This window comes from Holdemania filiformis (assembly GCF_003459085.1).
GTDB lineage: Bacteria > Bacillota_I > Bacilli_A > Erysipelotrichales > Erysipelotrichaceae > Holdemania > Holdemania filiformis.
Genome location: NZ_QRUP01000012.1, coordinates 24,150 through 44,801, shown reverse-complemented (window position 1 = coordinate 44,801; position 20,652 = coordinate 24,150). Strand labels below are relative to the sequence as shown.

Annotated in this window: 15 protein-coding genes; 7 read left to right on the top strand and 8 right to left on the bottom strand. The window is 53.4% G+C overall.

The window, feature by feature from the left end:
• The first annotated feature begins 180 nt into the window (after positions 1 to 180).
• From DWY25_RS10465 to DWY25_RS10445, 5 genes are all read left to right on the top strand, one after another.
• Complete coding sequence (locus DWY25_RS10465; RefSeq protein ID WP_117895179.1) at positions 181 to 2,742, top strand: heavy metal translocating P-type ATPase; 2,562 nt, start codon at positions 181 to 183, stop codon at positions 2,740 to 2,742.
• Complete coding sequence (locus DWY25_RS10460) at positions 2,743 to 3,009, top strand: metal-sensing transcriptional repressor (protein WP_006059334.1); 267 nt, start codon at positions 2,743 to 2,745, stop codon at positions 3,007 to 3,009.
• A gap of 243 nt (positions 3,010 to 3,252) precedes the next feature.
• The gene (trkA, locus tag DWY25_RS10455) at positions 3,253 to 4,626 is read left to right on the top strand and encodes a Trk system potassium transporter TrkA (RefSeq protein ID WP_117895178.1); all 1,374 of its coding nucleotides are present in this window, start codon (positions 3,253 to 3,255) and stop codon (positions 4,624 to 4,626) included.
• Positions 4,623 to 6,089: a TrkH family potassium uptake protein gene (locus DWY25_RS10450; RefSeq protein ID WP_117895177.1), complete on the top strand. Its 1,467-nt coding sequence runs from the start codon at positions 4,623 to 4,625 to the stop codon at positions 6,087 to 6,089. The genes trkA and DWY25_RS10450 overlap by 4 nt, the downstream gene beginning before the upstream one ends.
• 86 nt (positions 6,090 to 6,175) lie before the next feature.
• Positions 6,176 to 8,758 (top strand): translation factor GTPase family protein, encoded by a 2,583-nt coding sequence (locus DWY25_RS10445; RefSeq protein WP_244925961.1) that lies wholly within the window; start codon positions 6,176 to 6,178, stop codon positions 8,756 to 8,758.
• Between the two features lie 75 nt (positions 8,759 to 8,833).
• Here DWY25_RS10445 and DWY25_RS10440 read toward each other — a convergent pair whose 3' ends face one another.
• The 4 genes from DWY25_RS10440 to DWY25_RS10425 all read right to left on the bottom strand — a co-directional run bounded on the left by DWY25_RS10440 (position 8,834) and on the right by DWY25_RS10425 (position 13,528).
• Positions 8,834 to 9,340 (bottom strand): hypothetical protein, encoded by a 507-nt coding sequence (locus tag DWY25_RS10440; protein WP_117895175.1) that lies wholly within the window; start codon positions 9,338 to 9,340, stop codon positions 8,834 to 8,836.
• A 534-nt stretch (positions 9,341 to 9,874) separates the two neighbouring features.
• Positions 9,875 to 11,617 carry an N-acyl-D-amino-acid deacylase family protein gene (locus DWY25_RS10435; RefSeq protein WP_117895174.1) on the bottom strand — a complete coding sequence of 581 codons (1,743 nt, stop codon included), beginning with the start codon at positions 11,615 to 11,617 and terminating at the stop codon, positions 9,875 to 9,877.
• A 692-nt stretch (positions 11,618 to 12,309) separates the two neighbouring features.
• On the bottom strand, positions 12,310 to 12,609 hold the full coding sequence (locus tag DWY25_RS10430; protein WP_006059348.1) for a hypothetical protein: 300 nt from the start codon (positions 12,607 to 12,609) through the stop codon (positions 12,310 to 12,312).
• A gap of 187 nt (positions 12,610 to 12,796) precedes the next feature.
• Positions 12,797 to 13,528 carry a sugar isomerase domain-containing protein gene (locus DWY25_RS10425; protein WP_039864589.1) on the bottom strand — a complete coding sequence of 244 codons (732 nt, stop codon included), beginning with the start codon at positions 13,526 to 13,528 and terminating at the stop codon, positions 12,797 to 12,799.
• Between the two features lie 410 nt (positions 13,529 to 13,938).
• Between DWY25_RS10425 and DWY25_RS10420 the strand changes: the two genes are divergently transcribed.
• Complete coding sequence (locus DWY25_RS10420; protein WP_006059366.1) at positions 13,939 to 14,121, top strand: hypothetical protein; 183 nt, start codon at positions 13,939 to 13,941, stop codon at positions 14,119 to 14,121.
• Positions 14,122 to 14,326: 205 nt separating this feature from the next.
• Here DWY25_RS10420 and DWY25_RS10415 read toward each other — a convergent pair whose 3' ends face one another.
• From DWY25_RS10415 to DWY25_RS10405, 3 genes are read right to left on the bottom strand one after another with little or no spacing between them, the layout of a single operon-like run.
• Positions 14,327 to 15,118 carry an ABC transporter ATP-binding protein gene (locus DWY25_RS10415; RefSeq protein ID WP_117895173.1) on the bottom strand — a complete coding sequence of 264 codons (792 nt, stop codon included), beginning with the start codon at positions 15,116 to 15,118 and terminating at the stop codon, positions 14,327 to 14,329.
• On the bottom strand, positions 15,111 to 15,989 hold the full coding sequence (locus tag DWY25_RS10410) for an ABC transporter permease (protein ID WP_117895172.1): 879 nt from the start codon (positions 15,987 to 15,989) through the stop codon (positions 15,111 to 15,113). Before DWY25_RS10410 ends, DWY25_RS10415 begins: the two co-directional genes overlap by 8 nt.
• 18 nt (positions 15,990 to 16,007) lie before the next feature.
• A complete protein-coding gene (locus DWY25_RS10405) occupies positions 16,008 to 16,997 on the bottom strand; it encodes an ABC transporter substrate-binding protein (RefSeq protein ID WP_117895171.1) in 990 nt (329 codons plus the stop codon).
• A gap of 705 nt (positions 16,998 to 17,702) precedes the next feature.
• Between DWY25_RS10405 and DWY25_RS10400 the strand changes: the two genes are divergently transcribed.
• Positions 17,703 to 20,204: a transglycosylase domain-containing protein gene (locus tag DWY25_RS10400; RefSeq protein ID WP_117895170.1), complete on the top strand. Its 2,502-nt coding sequence runs from the start codon at positions 17,703 to 17,705 to the stop codon at positions 20,202 to 20,204.
• A 114-nt stretch (positions 20,205 to 20,318) separates the two neighbouring features.
• Here the strand turns inward: DWY25_RS10400 and DWY25_RS10395 are convergent, their stop codons facing one another.
• Positions 20,319 to 20,648, bottom strand: coding sequence for a hypothetical protein (locus tag DWY25_RS10395; RefSeq protein WP_147336684.1), 330 nt, complete (start codon positions 20,646 to 20,648; stop codon positions 20,319 to 20,321).
• Between the last annotated feature and the right edge of the window lie 4 nt (positions 20,649 to 20,652).

Sequence of the window (20,652 nt, the reverse complement as noted above, 5' to 3'; positions counted from 1 at the left end):
CCGTCCTTTTTCATTTTTCCAGTCCGGCCGGGTATGATTTGACCCGGCCGGTTTATCCTATATAAAGGACAAGAAGCCGAAGCGGTCAAACCGAAAAAAGCATCGCGATTGACAGAAAAAGCGATGTGCGTTATTCTATTTTCAGACACCCCCTAGGGGTGGGGTATTCGAGGTGATGAAATGAAGAAAACTTATGATGTTACAGGCATGAGCTGCTCCGCCTGCAGCGCCGCGATCGAGCGGGGCGTGCGCAAGCTGGACGGCATTGAACAATGCGACGTTAATCTGTTGGCGAACAAGATGACCGTCAGCTTCGATGAAAATCAGCTGACCAGCGATAAGATCCTGCAGGCTGTCGAACAGGCCGGCTATCATGCCGAGGAGCACGGCGCGCCCGCGGCGGCTTCCAAAGCGTCAGCCGCGGAAAATCCGATGGAGAAGCAGATCAAAACGATGAAGACCCACCTCATCGTCTCCGTCTTCTTCATGCTTCCGCTGTTCTATCTGTCGATGGGCCACATGATGGGCTGGCCACTTCCGGCGTTTTTCCTCGGTCATGAAAACACGATGAACTTTGCGCTGACGCAGTTTCTGTTGTGTCTGCCGATCGTAATCGTCAACGGCCACTACTTTACCAACGGTTTCAAGAACCTGTTCCGCCGCTCGCCAAACATGGATTCGCTGATCGCCATCGGTTCCGCCGCCGCGATTGTCTACGGCGTGATCGCGCTGTATGAAATCGGCATGGGACTGGGCGCACACGATATGGTCAAGGTTCACAGCTGGGCGATGGACATGTACTTTGAGACTTCGGCGATGATTCTGACTTTGATCACGCTGGGCAAATATCTGGAAACCCGCTCCAAGGGCAAAACCTCGGAAGCGATCGCCAAGCTGATGGATCTGGCGCCGAAAACAGCCTGGGTCCGCCGCGGCGAAGAGTTCGTGGAAATTCCCGTCGAGGACGTCCGCCCGGGCGACCGCCTCCGCGTCAAGCCGGGACAGAGCGTGCCGGTTGACGGCGTGATCGTGCAGGGCAGTGCGGCCTTTGACGAATCGGCGATCACCGGCGAAAGCATTCCGGTCGAACGCACCGTGGGGGAAAAGATCATCGGCGCCACCGTCAACAAAAGCGGCGCGGTGGAAATGGAAGCGACGCTGGTCGGCGAGGACACCACGCTCTCGCAGATCATCCGGCTGGTGGAGGAAGCGTCAGCCTCCAAAGCGCCGATCGCCAAGCTGGCCGATCAAGTCAGCGGCGTCTTCGTTCCCGTTGTGATCACGATCGCCCTGGCGGCCGCCGTCATCTGGCTGCTTCTGGGTGAATCGATCAGCTTCGCGGTATCGATCGGAATCGCCGTCCTGGTCATTTCCTGTCCGTGCGCGCTGGGGCTGGCAACGCCGACCGCGATCATGGTCGGCACCGGCAAGGGTGCGGAGAACGGTATTCTGATCAAATCCGGCGAAGCGCTGGAAACGGCGCATTCCTTACAAACCGTCATTCTGGATAAAACCGGCACGGTCACGACCGGCAAGCCGGAAGTCACCGAGGTTACGGTTCTGGGCAAAAGCGAAGCCGCGCTGCTGGACGCCGCCGTTTCCTTGGAAGCGGTATCCGAGCATCCGTTAGCGGAGGCGATCGTGCGCTATGGTCAGAAACAAAACGCCAGGATTAAAGCCATCGATCAATTCGAGAACATCGCCGGCCAGGGGGTTCGGGCGTTGATCGACGGCCAGCCAACCGCCGCCGGCAATCTCAGAATGATGCAGGCGATGGGACTGGCTGACGAGCAGATTGAACAGCTGCATCACAATGCCGCCGCGCAGGGCCGCACGCCGCTGTTCATCGCCCAGAGCGGAGTGGTTCTGGGAATGATCGCCGTCGCTGATACGATCAAACCGACCAGTCGCGCCGCGGTCGCTGAGTTTAAGCGGATGGGGATCGACGTCATCCTGCTGACCGGCGACAACCCGCAGGTAGCCCAGGCGATCGCCGCCCAGGCCGGGATCGACAACGTGATCGCCGAGGTCCTGCCGTCCGATAAGCAGCGGGTCGTCAGCCAGGTTCAGGCCGAAGGCCGCAAGGTCGCCATGATCGGCGACGGCATCAACGACGCCCCGGCACTGGCCCAGGCGGACGTCGGCATCGCGATTGGCGCAGGAACGGACGTGGCGATTGAATCCGCCGATATCGTTTTGATGAAAAGCGATCTGTGGGATGCCGTCACGGCGGTCAAGCTGTCCAAAGCTGTCCTGCGCAACATCAAGCAGAATCTGTTCTGGGCTTTGATCTACAACAGCATCGGGATTCCGCTGGCCGCCGGCGTGTTCATTCCGCTGTTAGACTGGAAGCTGAATCCGATGTTCGGCGCGGCGGCGATGAGCTTAAGCTCCGTCAGCGTCGTTTCCAACGCGCTGCGGCTGAAATTGTTCTCCAGTCCGCGCCCGGCCGGACTCCCGGAATCTTCTTCGGCGCCTGCCGCGCAGGTTGCCGTCCAACATATTGAATTGAAAAATAAAGGAGAAAAGAACATGACAAAAACTATGATCGTAAATGGAATGGCCTGCGCTCATTGCAAGGCCCGCGTCGAAGCCGCGCTCAACGCCGTCGCCGGTGTTGAAAAAGCAGAGGTCACGCTGGAAGAAAAGAAAGCGGTCGTTACCTGCAGCCAGCCGGTGGAAAACAGCGCGCTGATCCAGGCCGTCACCGACGCGGGATATGAAGTCGTTTCCGTCGCGTAAATGAAAGCCGATGCCGCCCGCACCCTGCAGCTGTTAAAAACGGCGCGGGGACAGATCGACGGCGTAATCCGGATGGTCGAGGATGACCGCTACTGCATTGACATCTCCAACCAGATCCAGGCCGCCTCGGCGATTCTGGCAAAGGTCAATCAGGAGATTTTAAGCGCCCACATTCACGGCTGCGTGAAGGACGCGATGCATGGCCAACCGGAAGACGCCGAAGCGAAGATTGAAGAAGTGCTGGAGATTCTGGACCGCTGCTTATAGCGCCGATTGAATCTCTTTGTCTATGAAGCCCGGAATTTCCCGGGTTTTTTTCTGTTTCTTAAAGAGTTGTCCCTGCCCTCTTTCATTTTCACCCCTTTTCTACCACTTTCGTTTCCCCGCTTTCTGAAACAGTCCGGTAAGGGAACAGGCCCGCATGCTATAATAAAGAAAAGAACGGCCTCACGGACTGCCCGCCAGCTTGTCCGAAGCGGGAAGTCCTCCGATCAATCAGGAGGAACGCTTATGAATATCATTATTTCCGGCTGCGGCAACGTCGGCTATCATCTGGCCCGCACGTTGATGAAAGAAGGGCATAACGTCACCGTTATCGACGCCGATCCCGAAGTCTGCCAACGCGTCAGCCGCCAGCTTGATGTTCTGTGCCTGCAGGGATCCGGTATGGATCTTGACGTCTTGCAAGAAGCCGGCGCCGCGCAGGCTTACCTGTTCATCGCCGTGACGCGCGATGAAAAAGCCAACATGCTCAGTGCGTTAATGGCCCGCCATTTAGGCTGCCGGATCGCGCTGATCCGGCTTCAGGAATCAACGGCGCTGAAATCGTTGTCGCTGCTCAGCCGCGATCTGAAGCTGTCCTTATCGCTCAATCCCGACGAGCTGGCGGCCCGGGAGCTTGTCCGGATTCTTGAATTTCCCGCCTCAGTCAGCGTCGACAGCTTTTCCGCCGGACGGGTAGAGCTGATGGAATTCGAGGTTCAGCCGGATTCGCCATTGATCGGAAAGAGCTTGATCGCCATTCGCAAAACCTATCCAGGCCGGTACTTGTTCAGCTTATGCCTGCGGGATACGCAAGCTTCAATTCCGCGCGGGGATTTCATCGTCCAGGCCCGGGATCATTTAACGCTGATGGCTTCGCGCTCTGAAGCGCTGGCTTTCTTCAGCCGGCTGAAGCTGCAGACGGCCGGAATCCGGCAGCTTCTGATTCTGGGCGGCGGCGATCTTGGTTTATCCCTTTGCCAGCAGCTGGCGGGTCAGCCGATTCAGATCACGCTGGTTGAAAAAGACCCGGCCCGCTGCGCGCTGATCAGCGCCTGGTTTGAAAAAGTAGACGTTTGCCAGGGTGACGCTACCAATCATCCGTTTTTACAAACCTTAAACTTTGACGCGATGGACGCGGTGATGGCCGTAACCGGCAGCGACGAAATCAACGCCATGCTCGCGCTGTACGGAAGAAGCCGGGGCCTCGGATTAGTCTTCTGCCGGCAGAACACGCATTCCTATCTGCCGATCCTGCAGGAAGCGCGCATCCGCACGGTCATGCCCAAGGATCTGGCGACGGAACAGATTCTCGGCTATGTCCGTTCAGTGGACAGCCGGGATGAAAATCCGATCGTCACGTTGCATGCGTTAGCCGGCGGTCAGATCGAAGCGCTTGAATTTGAAATCGGGCCGGATGCCCAAAGGATAATCGCAGCGCCCCTGCAGAGCTTGCCGTTAAAGAAAAACATTTTAATCGCCGCCATTCTGCGGCATGCGCGGATGATCATCCCCGGCGGCCAGGATCAGCTGCGTCAGGGCGACTTCATCATCGTGTTAGCTCCGGCGGGCCATGTGCGGCGGCTGGCGGATCTGCTTGAGAATCCGCCGCGGCGGGCATGAACTGGAAGTTAGCCGGGCAAATCACCGGCGCATCGCTGCTCGGATCCGCGGCGGCGATGAGCCTCCCGCTGATCTTCGCTGCGATTTCAGGGGAACAAATCAACGTATTTCTGATTCCGGTGCTGGGCTGCGCTCTGCTTGGAGGCCTGTTGTTTCGGCGGGGCCGGGGCGAAGTGGTCATCACCGCCCGCGAGGGTCTGCTCAGTATCGGACTTTGTTGGCTGATCTTATCGCTCAGCGGGGCGCTGCCGCTGCTTCTGACCGGGCAGATCGCACCGATCGACGCCGTCTTTGAAATCATTTCCGGCTATACGACGACCGGGGCGACGATCTTGCCTGAGGTCGAGGCGCTGCCGCGTTCGCTTTTGTTATGGCGGGCGTTAACGCAAGGAATCGGCGGGGTGGGCTTCGTTGTGTTTATGATCATGTTGATCCCCGCTTCGCAAGGCAGCACGATGAATCTGGCGGAAGCCGAAGCCAGTCCGGCCGCGGAGAAATTATTTCCCCGCTTTCGTCAAAGCGCCGCGGTTTTGTGCGGCGTCTACGGCGCGCTGATCCTCATCGAAGCCCTTCTCTTAAGGCTCGCCGGGATGCCGCTGTGGGAGAGTCTCTGCCATGCGTTGGCGACGGCGGGGACCGGTGGTTTTTCAACCCGCACGCTTGGCGTCGCCGCCTTCCACTCCCCCGTCATCGAATCGATCATCGCCGTTTTCATGTTGATCTTCGGCGTTAATCTGAAACTGGTCTGGCTGTTTGTCACAGGCCGGACAGCACAAGCCTTAAAAAACGAAGAATTTCGCTGGTATGCCGGATTGTTCCTGCTTTTCTGGCTGATGATCGCCGGCAGTCTGATCCTGGATGGAAAAGCGTTAGTCAACGCCTTGGGCCTGGCGTTTTTCCAAACTGCCAGCGCCGTCAGCACGACCGGTTTCGCAAGTGCGGATTTCAACCGCTGGCCGCCGCTTTGCCGGCTGCTTCTGCCCTTGATCACAATGTTCGGCGCCTGCACCGGATCCAGCGGCGGCGGTCTGAAAATCGGGCGGGTCATCCTGGCAGGGAAAGCCATGAAACGAGAGCTACACCGCAGCCGCCAGCCGCAGATCGTCAAAACGATAACGTTGGATCACCGCCCTGTTTCGGAAGTCACGATTCAGCGCACTCTGACCTTTATCCTCATTTATCTGTCGTTCTTTCTCTGCGGCTGGATTTTATTAGCCGCCTGCGGTTTAGATCTGGAAACCGCAGGCAGCGCCGTGCTTACCTGCATGAACAATTCCGGAACCGGCCTGAATGCCGTAGGACCGCTGGGCAGCTATGCGGCCTTTTCCCCGTTTGCCAAGCTGACGCTGTGCCTGGTCATGTTAGCGGGAAGACTGGAATTTTATCCGCTGATTTTAATCTGCCTGCCTAAGACATGGACCGCCCCGGCGCTAAAAATGAAATCCGGGAAACGCGGATCTTAGCGTCCAAACTTTCTTTGGCAGCGGAAGCAACAGGAATCGCTGGTAAAAGACTTGAACAAACGAAGAAAGTCGCATACAATTTTTCTATGAAACAGATTATTTTAGGCGCGCTGGCGCATGTCGACGCCGGCAAGACAACCTTGTCGGAAAGTCTTCTTTATCAATCCAATCAAATCCGGAAGCGCGGCCGCGTCGATCATCAGGATACTTTCCTCGATTATGACGATCAGGAGCGCAGCCGGGGTATTACGATCTTTTTAAAGCAGGCGATGTTCCCGTGGAAGCAAACTGAATTCACACTGCTGGACACACCCGGCCACATCGACTTCAGCGCGGAAATGGAGCGCACGCTGCAGGTGCTGGACTACGCGATCGTGCTGATCAGCGGCATCGACGGCGTGCAGGCGCATACGCATACGATCTGGAAGCTGCTGGAAACCTATCATGTCCCGGCGTTTGTCTTCGTCAACAAGATGGATATTGCTTACGATGACGCGGCTGCGCTGATGACTTCGCTGCAAACCCAGCTTGATCCGCGGATTATCGACTTTACGCAGGTGGACACGCAGATGGAAAACATCGCGATGCAGCGCGACGACCTGCTGGAAAGCTATCTTGAGCAGGGGACGCTGACCCCTTCCCAGATCCAGAGCGCCGTCGCGGACCGCTCGCTGTTTCCCTGTTATTTCGGCTCCGCACTGAAAGCGGACGGCGTGGAAGCGCTGTTAGACGGACTGGACGCCTACACCGCAATGAAACGTTATCCGGAGACCTTTGGGGCCCGGGTTTATAAAGTTTCCCGCGACCGCCAGGGCACGCGCTTAACGCACGTTAAAATCACCGGCGGCCTCTTGAAGGCTAAACAGGTACTGGACAACGGCGAAAAAGTCGATCAGCTGCGGCTGTACTCCGGCGAGCAGTTCACCATGGTCAACGAAGTTCAGGCCGGTCAGGTTTGTTGCCTGAAAGGGCCGATGAAATTGGGGATTCACGATGGACTGGGGTTTGAGCAGCCCGCTCGAACGCCGGTGCTTTCCGCCTGTCTGAGTTACAGCCTGATCCCGCCGGCAGGCTGCGATCCGTTCGCGTTATACCGTCAGCTCAAGCAGTTAGAGGAAGAAGATCCCCAGCTGCATCTGCAATTTCACGCGCCGACTCAGGAAATCCGCATCCAGATCATGGGCAGCGTTCAGATTGAGATCTTGAAACAGCTGATCGCCAGCCGTTTTCACCTGGACGTGGAGTTCGACGAGGGAAAAATCAATTACAAGGAAACGATCTGCGCACCGGTGGAAGGCGTCGGTCATTACGAGCCGCTGCGTCATTACGCCGAGGTGCATCTGTTGCTTGAACCGCTGCCGCCCGGCTCCGGGGTGCAGGTGACTTCCGACTGCCCGGTCGATTGGTTAGCGCTGCCGTGGCAGAAAATGGTGCTGAACTGTCTGGATGAAATTGAAGTTCCCGGCGTATTAACCGGTTCACCGATCACCGATATCAAAATCACGCTGATCGCCGGGAAAGCGCATGTCAAGCATACGGAAGGCGGCGACTTCCGTCAGGCCACGCTCCGGGCGCTGCGTCAGGGTCTGCGCAGGACAACCTGCCAGCTGCTGGAACCGGTCTATCAGTTCCGCATGGAGCTGCCCGCCGGTCAGCTGAGCCGTGCGCTGTTCGATCTGGAACGGATGCAGGCGCAGTCGTCGATCACGCAGAATCAGACCGACACCGTGGTTCTGGAAGGCACGGCTCCGGTTTCCAAAATGCGAAATTATCAGACAGAGCTGACTGCTTACACACATGGTTTAGGCCGATTGGTCTGTACGTTTCAAGGTTATCAGCCCTGCGCCGAACAACAGGCACTGATCGAAGCGATCGGCTACGACTGCGACGGCGATCTCGACTTCCCTGCGGATTCCGTTTTCTGCAGCCATGGCGCAGGATTTCTTGTGCGCTACGACGAAGTTGAGGAACACATGCATATCGAAGCTCAATGGCATCCGCAGAAAACCGAGACGATCGATTCCGGCTATCATCATAACCGCTATACCGTCGACGACGCCGAGCTGAAACGCGTCATGGAACGCACGCACAAGCCAAAGGAAAAAGTGGCGGTACGCGCGCCGGTCAAGCGCACGGAAATACCGGAACATATTGAAATCCAGCGGCAGAAGCCCAAGACGAAATGTCTGTTAGTCGATGGCTACAATATGATTCATTCGTGGAGTGAACTTGTTCCGCTGGCTCAAGAAGATCTGTCCGCAGCCCGCGATCAGCTGATCCAGCTGCTTTCCAGCTTCCAGGGAACCCGCACCGGAATTTTGATTCTGGTCTTCGACGCGTATCAGGTCAAGGATAATCCCGGCTCAATTCAGAAGCTGCATAACCTGTACGTCGTCTACACGAAAACCTCGCAGACGGCCGATTCCTACATCGAAAAAGCCACACATCAGCTCGCCGACGAATTTGAGGTTACCGTCGCAACTTCCGACGGGATGGAACAGCTGATCATCATGGGGCAGGGTGCGATGCGCCTCAGCTCACGCGAGCTGGAAGCCCAGGTTCAGCAGCTTCGTCATCAACATCGCAAACAGGAACGGGAAAATCTTGAACCTCATCGCCCGCTGAAAGAGCTCAAAACCCTGCTTTCTGATCCAGAGGACGATCAGTAAACTCAATGTAAAAACTTCCGAACACATAAAAAAAGCGCAGGCTCTAAAAGTCTGTGTTTTCTTTGTTTTTGATCGTTATTCCACGCTGTTCATCCAGTTCCTAAATTCTTCAATCCAAGCTTGTTCTTCAGCTTCCGTCAAAACAGCAGAGTTCTCACGTTCTTCAATGTTATGCGATTTTATGAACTTCGCGCCTTTGTAAAAATGAACGGTTGGGATTTTTGTGATCGCATAACGATCCAGAAACGCCAGGAAATCCTGAATCGCCTGCTCGGCTGCCTTTGCATCCTGCGTGGAACAGGCAGCGATAGAATCTTGGAGATCAAAGAAATAGTAAGCGGCCGGCTGACTCAGTTTCAGCTTTTGGGTATCTTCAACAATCGCCTGACAGGTAACATCCTTTCCCGCACAAAACAATATGAAATAGTTTTCTTCAGTATCCGCCAGACTTTCCAATTCCGCTTCCGTAATCGACTGGATCTTCGGGCTGCGGCTGATCTGTGCGCCCAGACTGGACTTTTTGTCAGAGGCACAGCCGCAAAGCAATAGACTTATGACAATAAAAGCTATTATTTTCTTCATCGTTAATTTCCTCTTTTCACACTACTCTGCCGCTATAAAACTGTGCTGTTCACGAATGTAATAAAAGACGAAGCGTTTCCCCATTTTGGAATTCTTCGTCTTCTTTCTCTTATTTTTACACCCTCGGTTAAGAATCAAGCTTTATCAATCGAAACTTCGTCTTTCGATTGGAAGCCTCGCTTCATTCTTCATTGACTATGGAATAAAAACCAAAGACTTAAATTATTGAATAAACTCTCCGTTATCCTTGTCCATTGGTATGCCCTCTCCAGACTCACTTTCTATTATGGATTCAAAGTCATCGTTTTCTTTTCAGTTTCCTCTCCCCGTTCTGGTAACGAAGAAGGAAACGGCTTAAAATTCGAGCAGCACCTGTTTCATGAGAACCTCCTGTGAGATCGTTGGATCTTTATATTGATCCTCATCTCTTTCTTTATCTATATAATACAAGATATCCAAGAAGGAAACAGTCTGTTTTTTCAAAAAATTTTAGAGTATAATTAGATTGTTGAGGGCCGCGATGATCGCTGCCCTTTATTGTTGGTTTTTCCGCAGCATTCTTCCCGCCGCGGCCTGGGTATGACGCTTGTGATCGATCGTCACAACGCCGTTAACCAGGACATAATCAATTCCTTCCGGATACTGGGACATGTTGGCATCACGGTCATAGCTGTGCAGGGCCTCCCGGTCAAAGATAACAATATCCGCGTAATTTCCAACCTGCAGCGAACCACGTTTCTCGATGCCGAAGCGGACCGCCGGCTTCATCGTGACGTTATGAATCAATTCTTCCAATGTGATCTGGTTCTGATAGCGCGTCAGATAGCGGATGATAAAACTGTAATTCATCGGATTCGGCGTCATCTGAATATCCTCATTCAAGCCGAAGTTCATTGATTTATCGCCGGTGAATCCGTCGGAGCATGGCATGGCCATGCGGTGAGTGCAGAGGATATCATTAGATTCGACCGCGCTGGGCATCGCCATATCCGCACCCATGTCGCAATCCTCGGCAAACAGATCCATGACCAGATCAAGCGGATCTTTTTTCAGCTCCGTCGCGTAGGCATACAGATTTTTCCCAAGATGCGCCGGATTTTGATGGCGTGAAATGGTCAGGATCGGATACATGCTCATCATCAGATTCTTTTCATCGAGCAGCGGATACAGTCCCGCGTCGATCACCGCATGCACCATCTTGCGGAAATCCGGAACCTTGAAGCTCTCGGCAAGATGCTGACGGCTGCCGCACATCAAGACAAACGGCCGCAGGAAGGTCGCGAAATACGGTACAGTCATATCCATGCTGTAAGGCGAAGGAATCACGTCATAGCTCAGGTCGCAGCCCTGTTTTTCCATTTCTTCAAAATAGGCCAGCGTCTTCCGCGCCGCTTCAGCGTTGGATTGTTCATCGACGCCCATTCCCAGTGTATGAACATGCGATACATTGGCCCGCACGCCCGCAGCCATCGCCTGTTTCAGCATATCCTGATAGCCGCCCATCCGGTCCGGTTTGCCTTCCGCATCGTAATTTCGCGTATGCGAAGCGAATATCCCGTCGTATTCCTTTACGATTTTTAACATCCGCACCGTTTCATCAAAGCTGGCGAATGGTCCCGGCACATATTGCGGATCGGTGCCTGTCGATAAGCCGAACGCGCCGTCTTCCAGACACTGCCGCGTCAGGTCTTCCATCTTCACGATTTCTTCTTCCGTGGCCGCCCGGCAGCAATCCATACCCATAACCGTTCCGCGGATCGCACTGTAGCCTGCCAGCGAAGCGATATTGCCGTCTAACGGCTGTTGATCGCACTTGTCCAGATATTCCTTAAACGAATGCCAGTCCATGTCGATTCCGTACTGTTCTTTTAACGCCTTGACGGCTTTCTCTTTTGGCAAAAGCAGCGCCGTCATCGTAAAGTATGACGGATCTGCCTGAAACGCGACCTTCGGATCAATGATCGCGCTGCGGTACAGCTCATCCCCGACCGGTCCGTAAGAATGACCGCAGTTGCCGCCGACCACCGTCGTCACGCCCTGCATCAGATAATTAGTCATTGACGGCTCGAACAAAACGGACAAATCGGAATGTGAATGCGGATCAATAAATCCCGGGGTCACGACTTTCCCCCGGGCATCAATCTCCTGCTTTGCGGATTCTCCGCTTAAATCGCCGATCGCGGTAATCTGATCGCCCACAATTCCCAGATCCGCTACCTTTCCCGGTGCCGCGGTGCCATCCAGAATCAAGCCTTGACGTAGGATAATGTCAAACATAAATAAATCCTCCCTTTTGACTTCATTATAGCCCTCCCACCTGCGGAAACCAAAAGGTTTCGGCAAAAAAAGAGAACAGCCTGATTGCCATTCTCTTTGTCTTCTTCTATGTTTCTATAAACTCTAAGTTCTTTCCTAGGACATCGGACATGATCTTAAAGTGAAATCACGTTTACTTTCAGAATCTACAATTCTTTTTCATAGAAACAGCTTTGAATTCTTCCATCTCTTTACTCTTCAAAATTCAGCTCATCACTTCTTTCTGAAATTCAAGTTATGAAAAACTTACTTTTCTCTGCCCATTGGTCTGTCCTCTCCAGACTCACTTTCTATTTTTGATTCTTTGTTTTCTGAAATTTTAGATTCAGTTCCCTCTCCCTGTTCTGGTAACAAAGAAGGGAACGGCTTAATATTCGAGAAGTACCTTCTTCATGAGAACCTCCTTTAGAGATCATGGGATCTTTCTGCTTGATCCTCATCTCTTTCTACACCTATATAATACTAGATATAAAAGAAGGAAACAGTCTGTTTTTTAAAATTTTTTTGGAGTATAATTAGATTGTTGAGGGCATGAATTCAGAACTACCCTTTTTCTATGTTTTCCACATTTTTCTCGAATATGATGAACTAGTATGCGTGCCTATTAAGCACTGAATGCAAAAAACAGAAATAATAAAAAGGACGCGAAGTCCTTAAATAAAGAGAGAACAATAAGCCAATGCCAGCGGCAGTGTGATCACAACGAAGGCTTTCAGGGAAATCCACGAATTCCGGGCTTGATCGACAGCCTGATCCTGCGCCCGCTTCATCGGCAACGCTCCCATCGTATTCAGCGGAACCTTGGAGAAAAAGGTCAGCAGCAGCATCACCAACGCCGCGCCGCCGAAAACTTCGCGGATTCTTAACGTCAGGAAAACATCCGCAAGCGAGAGCCCGGCCACAATCAGAATATACAAACAGGCGGCAATGCGCAGAGCTTTGTTTTTCTTCATTTCCCATTCCTCCTTTTTCCAAATTATCCGGCGGATCAATCAGATCGCCGAACCCCGATCCTTTTCTACTTTTATTATAGAATAAACCAGACGTCTTTGACAGCTAAAATCAAATGAAAAAGAACTGCCGTGTTTCAGACAGTTCCAGTTTTAATAAGCAATAGAATTTTCGATTCCTAATTCAAGCTTACCAGCCGAATTCCTTATAATGCGGATAAACTTCGGTATTGTTGTATTCCGGGCCGCCCGGGAAATTCGCGCTCTTTAACAACAACGGCGTCTTGCCGCTTTTCATCATTTCTTCCAAAGCGACCGCCGTTACCGACCAGAGAATGTAGGAGCTGGCGATGCCGCTGGCCGCCGCGAAGTTCGCTTCGATGCCGTCGATTTTCAGCATGGCTTCCGCTGCCGGAGCGCAGTTGTCAAGCGTCAGATCAACAAATTCATACAGCTTCTTGCCGGATGAATGCACGGCGTCCACCGTCTGCGCGTAGCTCATCGAGCTCATTGCAATGACCTTGATTCCCATTTTTTTGGCTTCCCAAGCCAGGTCGACGACGCCTTTGGTCCGTCCGGAAACCGAACCGACAAACAGAATATCGCCCGGCCGGATCGTCGATGCCTTTAAGATATATTCGCCTAAGCCTTCCATATCCGTGTCCAGATCGCTGCGGTCGCGCTCGCGGGCATCCGACTGCACGTCTAACTTATAATGAAATGTTCTATAAAATGCCGGTCCGCCGCCGCGGTTGAACAGATCCATTTCGATGGAATGACAGATGCCGCTGAGATAAATATTGCCGCCCGCATCGATCGTTTCCGCGATCATTTTCCCTGCGGTGATGATGTTTTCCCGCTGTGTCGTTTTGATTTGTTCAAACAGTTGGTCTACCCGTTTTTGATAATCGTCCAGTATCATTTTTTGTTCTCCTTTGTTTGATCTTATCATAGCAAACACCCTGCCAAATTACCACAGGATTTGGTTAAAAAATTCAATTAAAATAAACTGCATTCGGGTTATAAATGCAACTTTGATTTAACTGAATTGCTTTGCGTTCTGCTTAAACGATAATCCTTGACTTCGTAAATCAAATCAAAACAAACAGAATTGAAGCTTATTTCCGAAAAGTATCTTCAGCGCTCTTTTTTACTTTGTGAACATATTTTTCATCATTTTCTTAGGGGGTTATTTTTACTTTTCCGCAATATTAATAGTGTAGGGTTTTGTTGAACCGCAGATGCCCGTCCGGACAGAATCGACTTTTGGCCTTTTCAATTCGATTCAAACCGACAGATTTTTGTCGTCTGTCATTCAAGGAGGGCAATTCTATGGAACATTTCCTGGAACTTTTTGTCAATGTAGTTTTGAAAGTTGGTTTGCCCTTGATCGAATGTTCGATCAAGGTGATTGAATGCCGCTTAAAAATTATAGAGGCCAAAAAGAAAGGCGCTGTGTCAACTCCCAAGAAAACCCAGCGCTCATCTGTCCGCCGCCACACTCATAAGAGATAGCGCATGACGGGTGCCGCGTTTCAGCAACACCTTACACCTTTAGTATAGACATTCCGGATGGAATTTCAACCTTTTTCTTTCATTCCTGAGTTAATTTTACTCAATTCGTCATCGCTCGTCCTGAAACTTGCTGCTCCGCAAAAACATTCCTTCACGATCAACCAGGATTGACTTCACTAGCTGTATCCTTTGCCCATCCCGGGCGTCACCGGCCCAGAATCGTCCGGTCGGACAGCGCCGCGTGTTCGCTTTCATACAAGGCCATGACGTCTTTGACGCTCAGCTGGCGGCGTTCTTCCCCGCTATAAATATGCAGGATCCGCCCTTCGTTCATGACGATTGTTTTATTGCCATACGCCAGCGCATTTTCGATATTATGCGTGATCATCAGTGTTGTAATCTGATCCCGTTCAATAATCCGCTGCGTCAGTTCCATGATCGCCTGCGCTGTGCGCGGATCCAGCGCTGCCGTGTGCTCGTCCAAAAGCAGCAGTTTCGGCGTGACAACCGTCGCCATCAACAACGTCAGTGCCTGCCGCTGACCACCCGACAAATGGCCGGCCGGCGTCTTCATCCGGTCTTCCAAACCCAGATTCAGCGATTTCAGTAAATCATAAAAGAACTGCTCGTCCTTCCGGCTGACGCCCAGCTGCAGTGACCTTCGCTTTCCCCGGCTGTACGCCAAACCCAGGTTTTCCTCAATCGTCATCGTGGGCGCCGTGCCCTTCAGGGGATCCTGAAACAACCGGCCGATCGCATGGCTGCGGCGGTGTTCCTTCATCCGCGTCATGTCCTGTCCATCCAGCACGATCTGACCCGCGCTTAACGGCAGACTGCCGGCAATCGCCCCCAGCAGCGTGCTCTTCCCCGCGCCGTTGGAGCCGATCACCGTGGCGAAGTCGCCCGCTTCCAGTGTCAGACTGACATGATCCAGCGCTGTTTTTTCATTCACTGTTCCGCCGTTAAAGACGACGGTAGCTTCGCGTACCTCAAGCATGACGTTTCCTCCTCCTTTTCAGCTGTCCCTGCATCTGCGGCAGCGCCAGCGCCAGAACCACCAGGGCCGCCGAGAATAATTTCAAATCGCTGGCCGCCAGCCCCAGCGACAACGCGAAGGTCAGCACAAAACGGTAGACGATCGTGCCCGCGCAGATGGAAATCAGATGATGCGCCAGTCCCCCTTTGCCAAACAAGGTTTCGCCGATGATGATCGACGCCAGTCCCAGCACCAGCATGCCCAAACCGCCGTTGTTGTCCGCAAATTGCTGCTGCTGCGCCAACAGACCGCCGGATAAAGCGACAAAGCCGTTGGCCAGCGCCAAGCCCAGAAGCTTCATCGAATCGGTGTTGATCGACGACGCCCGGACCATTTCCTCATTGTCCCCCGTCGCCCGGAGCGACAGCCCCAGCTGGGTCTTCAGAAAAACCGTCAACAGGATCACAAGCCCGGCAACCATGAGAAGCAGAAGCACTGTCGTCGCCTGCGGCACGCTCCCCTCAAACAAGGAAAACAACGTTTCTTTTTTATAGAGTGACAAATTCGGTTTGCCCGCCATGATTCTCAGGTTGACGGAATACAGCGCCGTCATTGTCAGAATGCCGGCCAGAATCGGTTGGATTTTTAACCGTGTATGAAGCAGGCCGGTGACCAGGCCTGCGCCTAAGCCGCCCGCAAACGCCGCGGCCAGTCCCAGTATCGGATGTCCTGCCAGCGTCAGCACCGCACTGATCGCCATGCCGGTCACAAAGCTGCCGTCGACCGTTAAATCCGGCGTATCCAGAATCCTGAACGAGAGAAACAACCCCAGCGCCAGCACGGAATAGATCAGGCCCAGCTGCAGCGTAGATAAAAATGTATCCAGCGACATTGTCGACGCCTCCTTTCTTTACTGCGGATCTTTTAACGTTACCAGCTGCGCGTCTGCCGCCAGGCTTTCCGGCAGCGTCAGATGCAGCTCTTCCAAAGCGTCGGTATTGACGTACACGCTCAGGTTTTCATTAAAGACCTTGACGGGAATCGCGCTGACGTCGGTTCCTTTGAGCACCTGATCGACCATCCGGGCAGTTTCCTTCCCCAGCTCGACGTAGTTGATGCCGATCGTCGCCGTGCCGCCGTCCATGACCATCGAATCCGCCCCGACATAAACCGGAATTCCGGCTGAACGGGTGATCTGCGTAACGGTGCTCATCGCGGTTGCGACGGTGTTGTCGTTCGGCGAGAACAGCGCGTCGCATTTTTCGCTCAATACCTGCGCGGCCTGAGCGACTTCCGAGGTGTTGGCCACCGGCGCTTCGATCACCGTCAAGCCCAGCTTTTCCGCCGCTTCCTTCGCCTTGGCAATGTTGGTTTGAGAATTGACTTCCCCAACGTTGTAAATCATTCCCAGTGTTTTCAGCTCCGGCTGCAGCTGCAGCGCCAGATCCAGAATCTGCGCGACCGCCACTTCATCGCTGGTGCCGGTGATGTTCTGATCCGGATGCTCCAGACTGGACGTCAGCCCGGAAGTGATCGGATCGGTGACCGCCGAGAAGATCACCGGCGTCGTTTCCGCCAGCTTGGCCGCGGACTGGGCGGTCGGCGTCGCGATCGCCACCACGACGTCCAGCTTCTCCGACTGGAACGAGGACACGATCGAGCCGATATTGCTTTGTTCCCCCTGCGCGTTCTTGAAGACGATCGTGCAGTTTTCCCCATCCTGATAACCAAGCGTTTCCAGCTCTTCTTTCAAGCTGTCGTAAATCATATTCAGCGAGGTGTGCTCCATCAGCTGGATCACGCCGATGCGCGGACCTTCCGCCGCTTTTTCAGAACAGCCGGAGAGCATCAAGCTCAGCCCCAGCGCCGCGATCATCATCCATGATTTCAATTTCTTCATTTCTCTTTTCTCCTTTGATTTTCATCCTGAACCCCGATTTCCGGTTCTTGCCCGTCCGCCGCTCCGCGGACAGAATGTTTCTTTTTAGCCTTACGGCCGACTGTGTTCTCCTTCAGTCCACATCCGGATGTTCATCGCCATCCTCATCGCCTCCTGTTCGTTCTGGCTTTTAAGCGAGAGGCATGACAGAGAAAATAAAAAGCCCGCCCTCGCGGAAAGCATAAAACTTTCCTTCAAGGGCAGGCTGAATTTCCTGCGGTACCACCTTGTTTGAAAAAAGACGCTGTTTGTCTTTTCTCCACTCACCAAAAATGCCAACACATTTTCTGCCTTTTAACGTCGGCTCACGTCCTCAGCTACTTGGAATTCCTTTCGCCTGGCCCTCTGGGGTCCATTTACACAGCGGCTTCTCTGTCTGGCTTCCACCTTGCCCAAACTCTCTTTAAGCGCCTGTCCATGCTTGATCTCCCCATCGCTGGTTTATCTTCATTCTACTCGCATGCGATGAAATGTCAATGGGAAAATCCCCCGCAAATTCCGGATTTTTTCTTGTTTTCGTCCTATTTCCTGTGGAATTCAGCGCTTTTTATCACTTTTTCTTCGCTCTTTTTTGCCAATCTAGCAGTTTGTGGTAAAATAAAGAATGATTCATCAAAATGGATTTCCATGGAAATCCCCCCCACAGAGTAAGGAGAATCAAAACGCATGTCAGAACAAAATAAATCCCTGGATCCTCAAGAATCCCAGAATAAACCCAAAAAGAAAAAGCGCAGGATGCCGCTGGGCAAAAAAATTGCGATCTTTTTCGTCTATTTTCTTCTGATCGCCGGTCTCATCGTCGGAGGCGGCGGTCTGTATGTCGCTTCCGTTATGATCAAAGACGCGCCTGAGATCAGTCTTTCCGACTTCGAAGGTCTGGAGTCTTCCCAGGTCTATGACAAAGACGGCAACCTGATCACTGAGCTGGGCGCCTACCTGCGCGAAAACATCACTTATGACGATATGCCGGCTTCGCTGGTCGACGCCTTCGTCGCGATCGAGGATTCGCGTTTCTTCGAGCATCCCGGCTTCGACGTCCCGCGGTTCGCGAAAGCGGCGCTGGAAAATCTGAAGTCCAAGAGCTTCGGTCAGGGTGGCTCGACGTTTACGATGCAGCTGGTGAAAAACACCTATTTCCAGGTCGACGATCTGGAAAACTCGACGATTGCGGAAAAATCGGTCGACCGCAAGGTTCAGGAAATCTGGACGGCGCTGAAGCTGGAAACGTTGATCGATAAAAAACAGATCTTCCAGCTGTATCTGAACAAGCTGAACTTCGGCGGCAACATCCGCGGCGTTCAGAAGGCGGCGCAGTATTATTTTGGCAAGAATGCCAACGATTTAAGTCTGAGTGAAAGCGCGCTGCTGGCGGGCATCATCAACCGGCCGAACGCCTACAATCCGTATGAAAATCTCGATTACGCCACCAACCGGCGCAACACCGTGCTGGATATGATGGTTTATCACGGCTACATCAGCGAGCTGGAAGCCGAGCTGGCCAAGTCAATCCGCGTCGAGGATCTGTTAGTCGGCGAGGATTACACGATTTCCGAAAGCGGCGGGCCGTATCAGGCTTATGTCGACGCGGTCATCGAAGAAGTCAAGCAGATCACCGGCAAGGATCCGGCGCTGACGCCGATGAAGGTCTACACCAACATGGACCGGACGGTTCAGGAACAGATCGACGCGATTCAAAATGGTGAGAATATCGAATATCCGGATGAGCTGATGCAGATCGCAATCGTCTCGATGGACAACCAGACCGGTGAGATCCGCGGCCTGGGGGGCGGCCGGAATTATTCCGGAGCGCGGCTGTTGAACCGGGCGATCAGCCAGTTTAAACAACCCGGCTCCGCGGTCAAGCCGTTCTTGTCCTACGCGCTGGCCTTTGAACACCTGGGCTGGGCGACCGATCACGTCATCACCGACCGGCCGATCGTTTACCGCGGCACCAAGAAAGTCATCAACAACTTCGACGGCCAGTACCGCGGCGACGTGACGCTGCAGCAGGCTGTTGGGCAGTCGCTGAATACGCCGGCAATCCAGACACTGCAGGAGGTCATCGATACGATCGGGCGTTCCAAGGTCATCGACTATCTGCAAAGCCTGGGCTTCTCGCGCGTTGATAACGATCATTTCGACACTGGCTACGCGATCGGCGGTTCTTCCTTTGAAGCCAGCGCCACGGAAATGGCCAGCGCGCATGCCGCTATGGTCAACGGCGGCCGGTATGTCGAACCGCACACCGTTTCCCGGATTGAGTTCAGCGACGGCAGCGAGGATTATGTCGCAGATCCCGCAGGCAAGCCGGTCATCAGTGAGGAAGCCGCCTACATGGCCAGCACGCTGATGCAGTATTGCGTTGAAGGCCCGTATTTCAACTACATGCAGGTCTTAAAGCGCAGCTATCCTGTCTATGCCAAGACAGGCACCACCGACTGGGGCAAAGATGGCCTGCGGTTTGGTATTCCGGAAGGCGCGGCCAAGGACAAGTGGATGATCGCCTCAACGAGCCAGACAACCAACGTCGTGTGGGTCGGCTACGATAAGGGCGTTAAAGATGAAAAGACTTACTTTGACAACGAGAAAAGCCGGAAGAATATTCCGGGTCAGATCTGCGAGCTTCTGCTGGACGCCAACTATGATGAAAAGAATCCGCCGAAGGCGCTGGTTCAGCCGGAGGGCGTTGAGAACATCACGCACATCCTCGGCACCTTCCCGTATGCCGCAGTGGACGGCGTAGACCCGAATCTGTCGACAACGGGCTTAATTAAAAAGGAATTCAACAATCTGGTTTCGCCGTGGGGAAATTCCGAGCAGAAGCTGGAAAGCACGGTCAGCGGTTATATCGACGAATGGGGCGGCCTGACGATCAACTGGGGCGGCTACCGCGGCGATCTGCCGGAAAACCAGAAAGAAATCAGCCTGTCTCAAGGCGATATCTATGTTTATGCCGTCGGTCAGAAGCTGTTCGACTGGAATTGGATCCTCGGCAACCCTTACTATTACGCGAAAGTCTATCTCAACGGAAACCTGTACCACGAAGTCACCTCGGATCAACCGACCTATTATGATTGGGTTGAAGGCGGCGGCAGCGTCAAGGTCTGCGGCTACTACGTTTACAGTACCGGCCTGCACAGTGAGGAACAGTGCGTCACCGTCCGATAATTCTGAACCCACATTCATAACGGATGCGGGTTTTTCTTTGCCGGATTGCTTCCGGATAACCGCAGATTCATGCGGCCTGATCTGAAAAGGACGCCGGCGTTATCCCGGTGTTCCCTATTTCGTTCTTTGGGGATTTCCCCGCTTCGCCCAGGCTTTTCCATGTCCGGTTTGTTCACTGCCGACCGGAGTCTTCGGGGAAGTCAGCTGCTCCAGCAGTGTCCCGCGCAGATCAGACGCCGTCCGTTCCGCCGGCAGTGGCAGGTCTGTCAGATATAGCCAGACCCGCTTCCACTGATTCAGCGGATAATCCTCGGCGTTCAATTCCTGAAGCGTCGCTAAAATCATCATGCGGTTCACCGCGGAAGGCCGGCGCAGATCGGACAGATAAAGACAGCCGCAGCACTGCGCCAGTTCTTCTAATAAGGTGTCGTTCTTCATTTTCAAATGA

Excerpts from the sequence above, each read along its gene's own strand:
- DWY25_RS10420 (WP_006059366.1), top strand. The coding sequence starts at position 13,939 with ATGGAACATTTCCTGGAACTTTTTGTCAATGTAGTTTTGAAAGTTGGT.
- DWY25_RS10425 (WP_039864589.1), bottom strand. The coding sequence starts at position 13,528 with ATGATACTGGACGATTATCAAAAACGGGTAGACCAACTGTTTGAACAA.
- DWY25_RS10430 (WP_006059348.1), bottom strand. The coding sequence starts at position 12,609 with ATGAAGAAAAACAAAGCTCTGCGCATTGCCGCCTGTTTGTATATTCTG.
- trkA (WP_117895178.1), top strand. The coding sequence starts at position 3,253 with ATGAATATCATTATTTCCGGCTGCGGCAACGTCGGCTATCATCTGGCC.
- DWY25_RS10440 (WP_117895175.1), bottom strand. The coding sequence starts at position 9,340 with ATGAAGAAAATAATAGCTTTTATTGTCATAAGTCTATTGCTTTGCGGC.
- DWY25_RS10405 (WP_117895171.1), bottom strand. The coding sequence starts at position 16,997 with ATGAAGAAATTGAAATCATGGATGATGATCGCGGCGCTGGGGCTGAGC.
- DWY25_RS10400 (WP_117895170.1), top strand. The coding sequence starts at position 17,703 with ATGTCAGAACAAAATAAATCCCTGGATCCTCAAGAATCCCAGAATAAA.
- DWY25_RS10415 (WP_117895173.1), bottom strand. The coding sequence starts at position 15,118 with ATGCTTGAGGTACGCGAAGCTACCGTCGTCTTTAACGGCGGAACAGTG.
- DWY25_RS10450 (WP_117895177.1), top strand. The coding sequence starts at position 4,623 with ATGAACTGGAAGTTAGCCGGGCAAATCACCGGCGCATCGCTGCTCGGA.
- DWY25_RS10465 (WP_117895179.1), top strand. The coding sequence starts at position 181 with ATGAAGAAAACTTATGATGTTACAGGCATGAGCTGCTCCGCCTGCAGC.
- DWY25_RS10410 (WP_117895172.1), bottom strand. The coding sequence starts at position 15,989 with ATGTCGCTGGATACATTTTTATCTACGCTGCAGCTGGGCCTGATCTAT.
- DWY25_RS10445 (WP_244925961.1), top strand. The coding sequence starts at position 6,176 with ATGAAACAGATTATTTTAGGCGCGCTGGCGCATGTCGACGCCGGCAAG.
- DWY25_RS10460 (WP_006059334.1), top strand. The coding sequence starts at position 2,743 with ATGAAAGCCGATGCCGCCCGCACCCTGCAGCTGTTAAAAACGGCGCGG.
- DWY25_RS10435 (WP_117895174.1), bottom strand. The coding sequence starts at position 11,617 with ATGTTTGACATTATCCTACGTCAAGGCTTGATTCTGGATGGCACCGCG.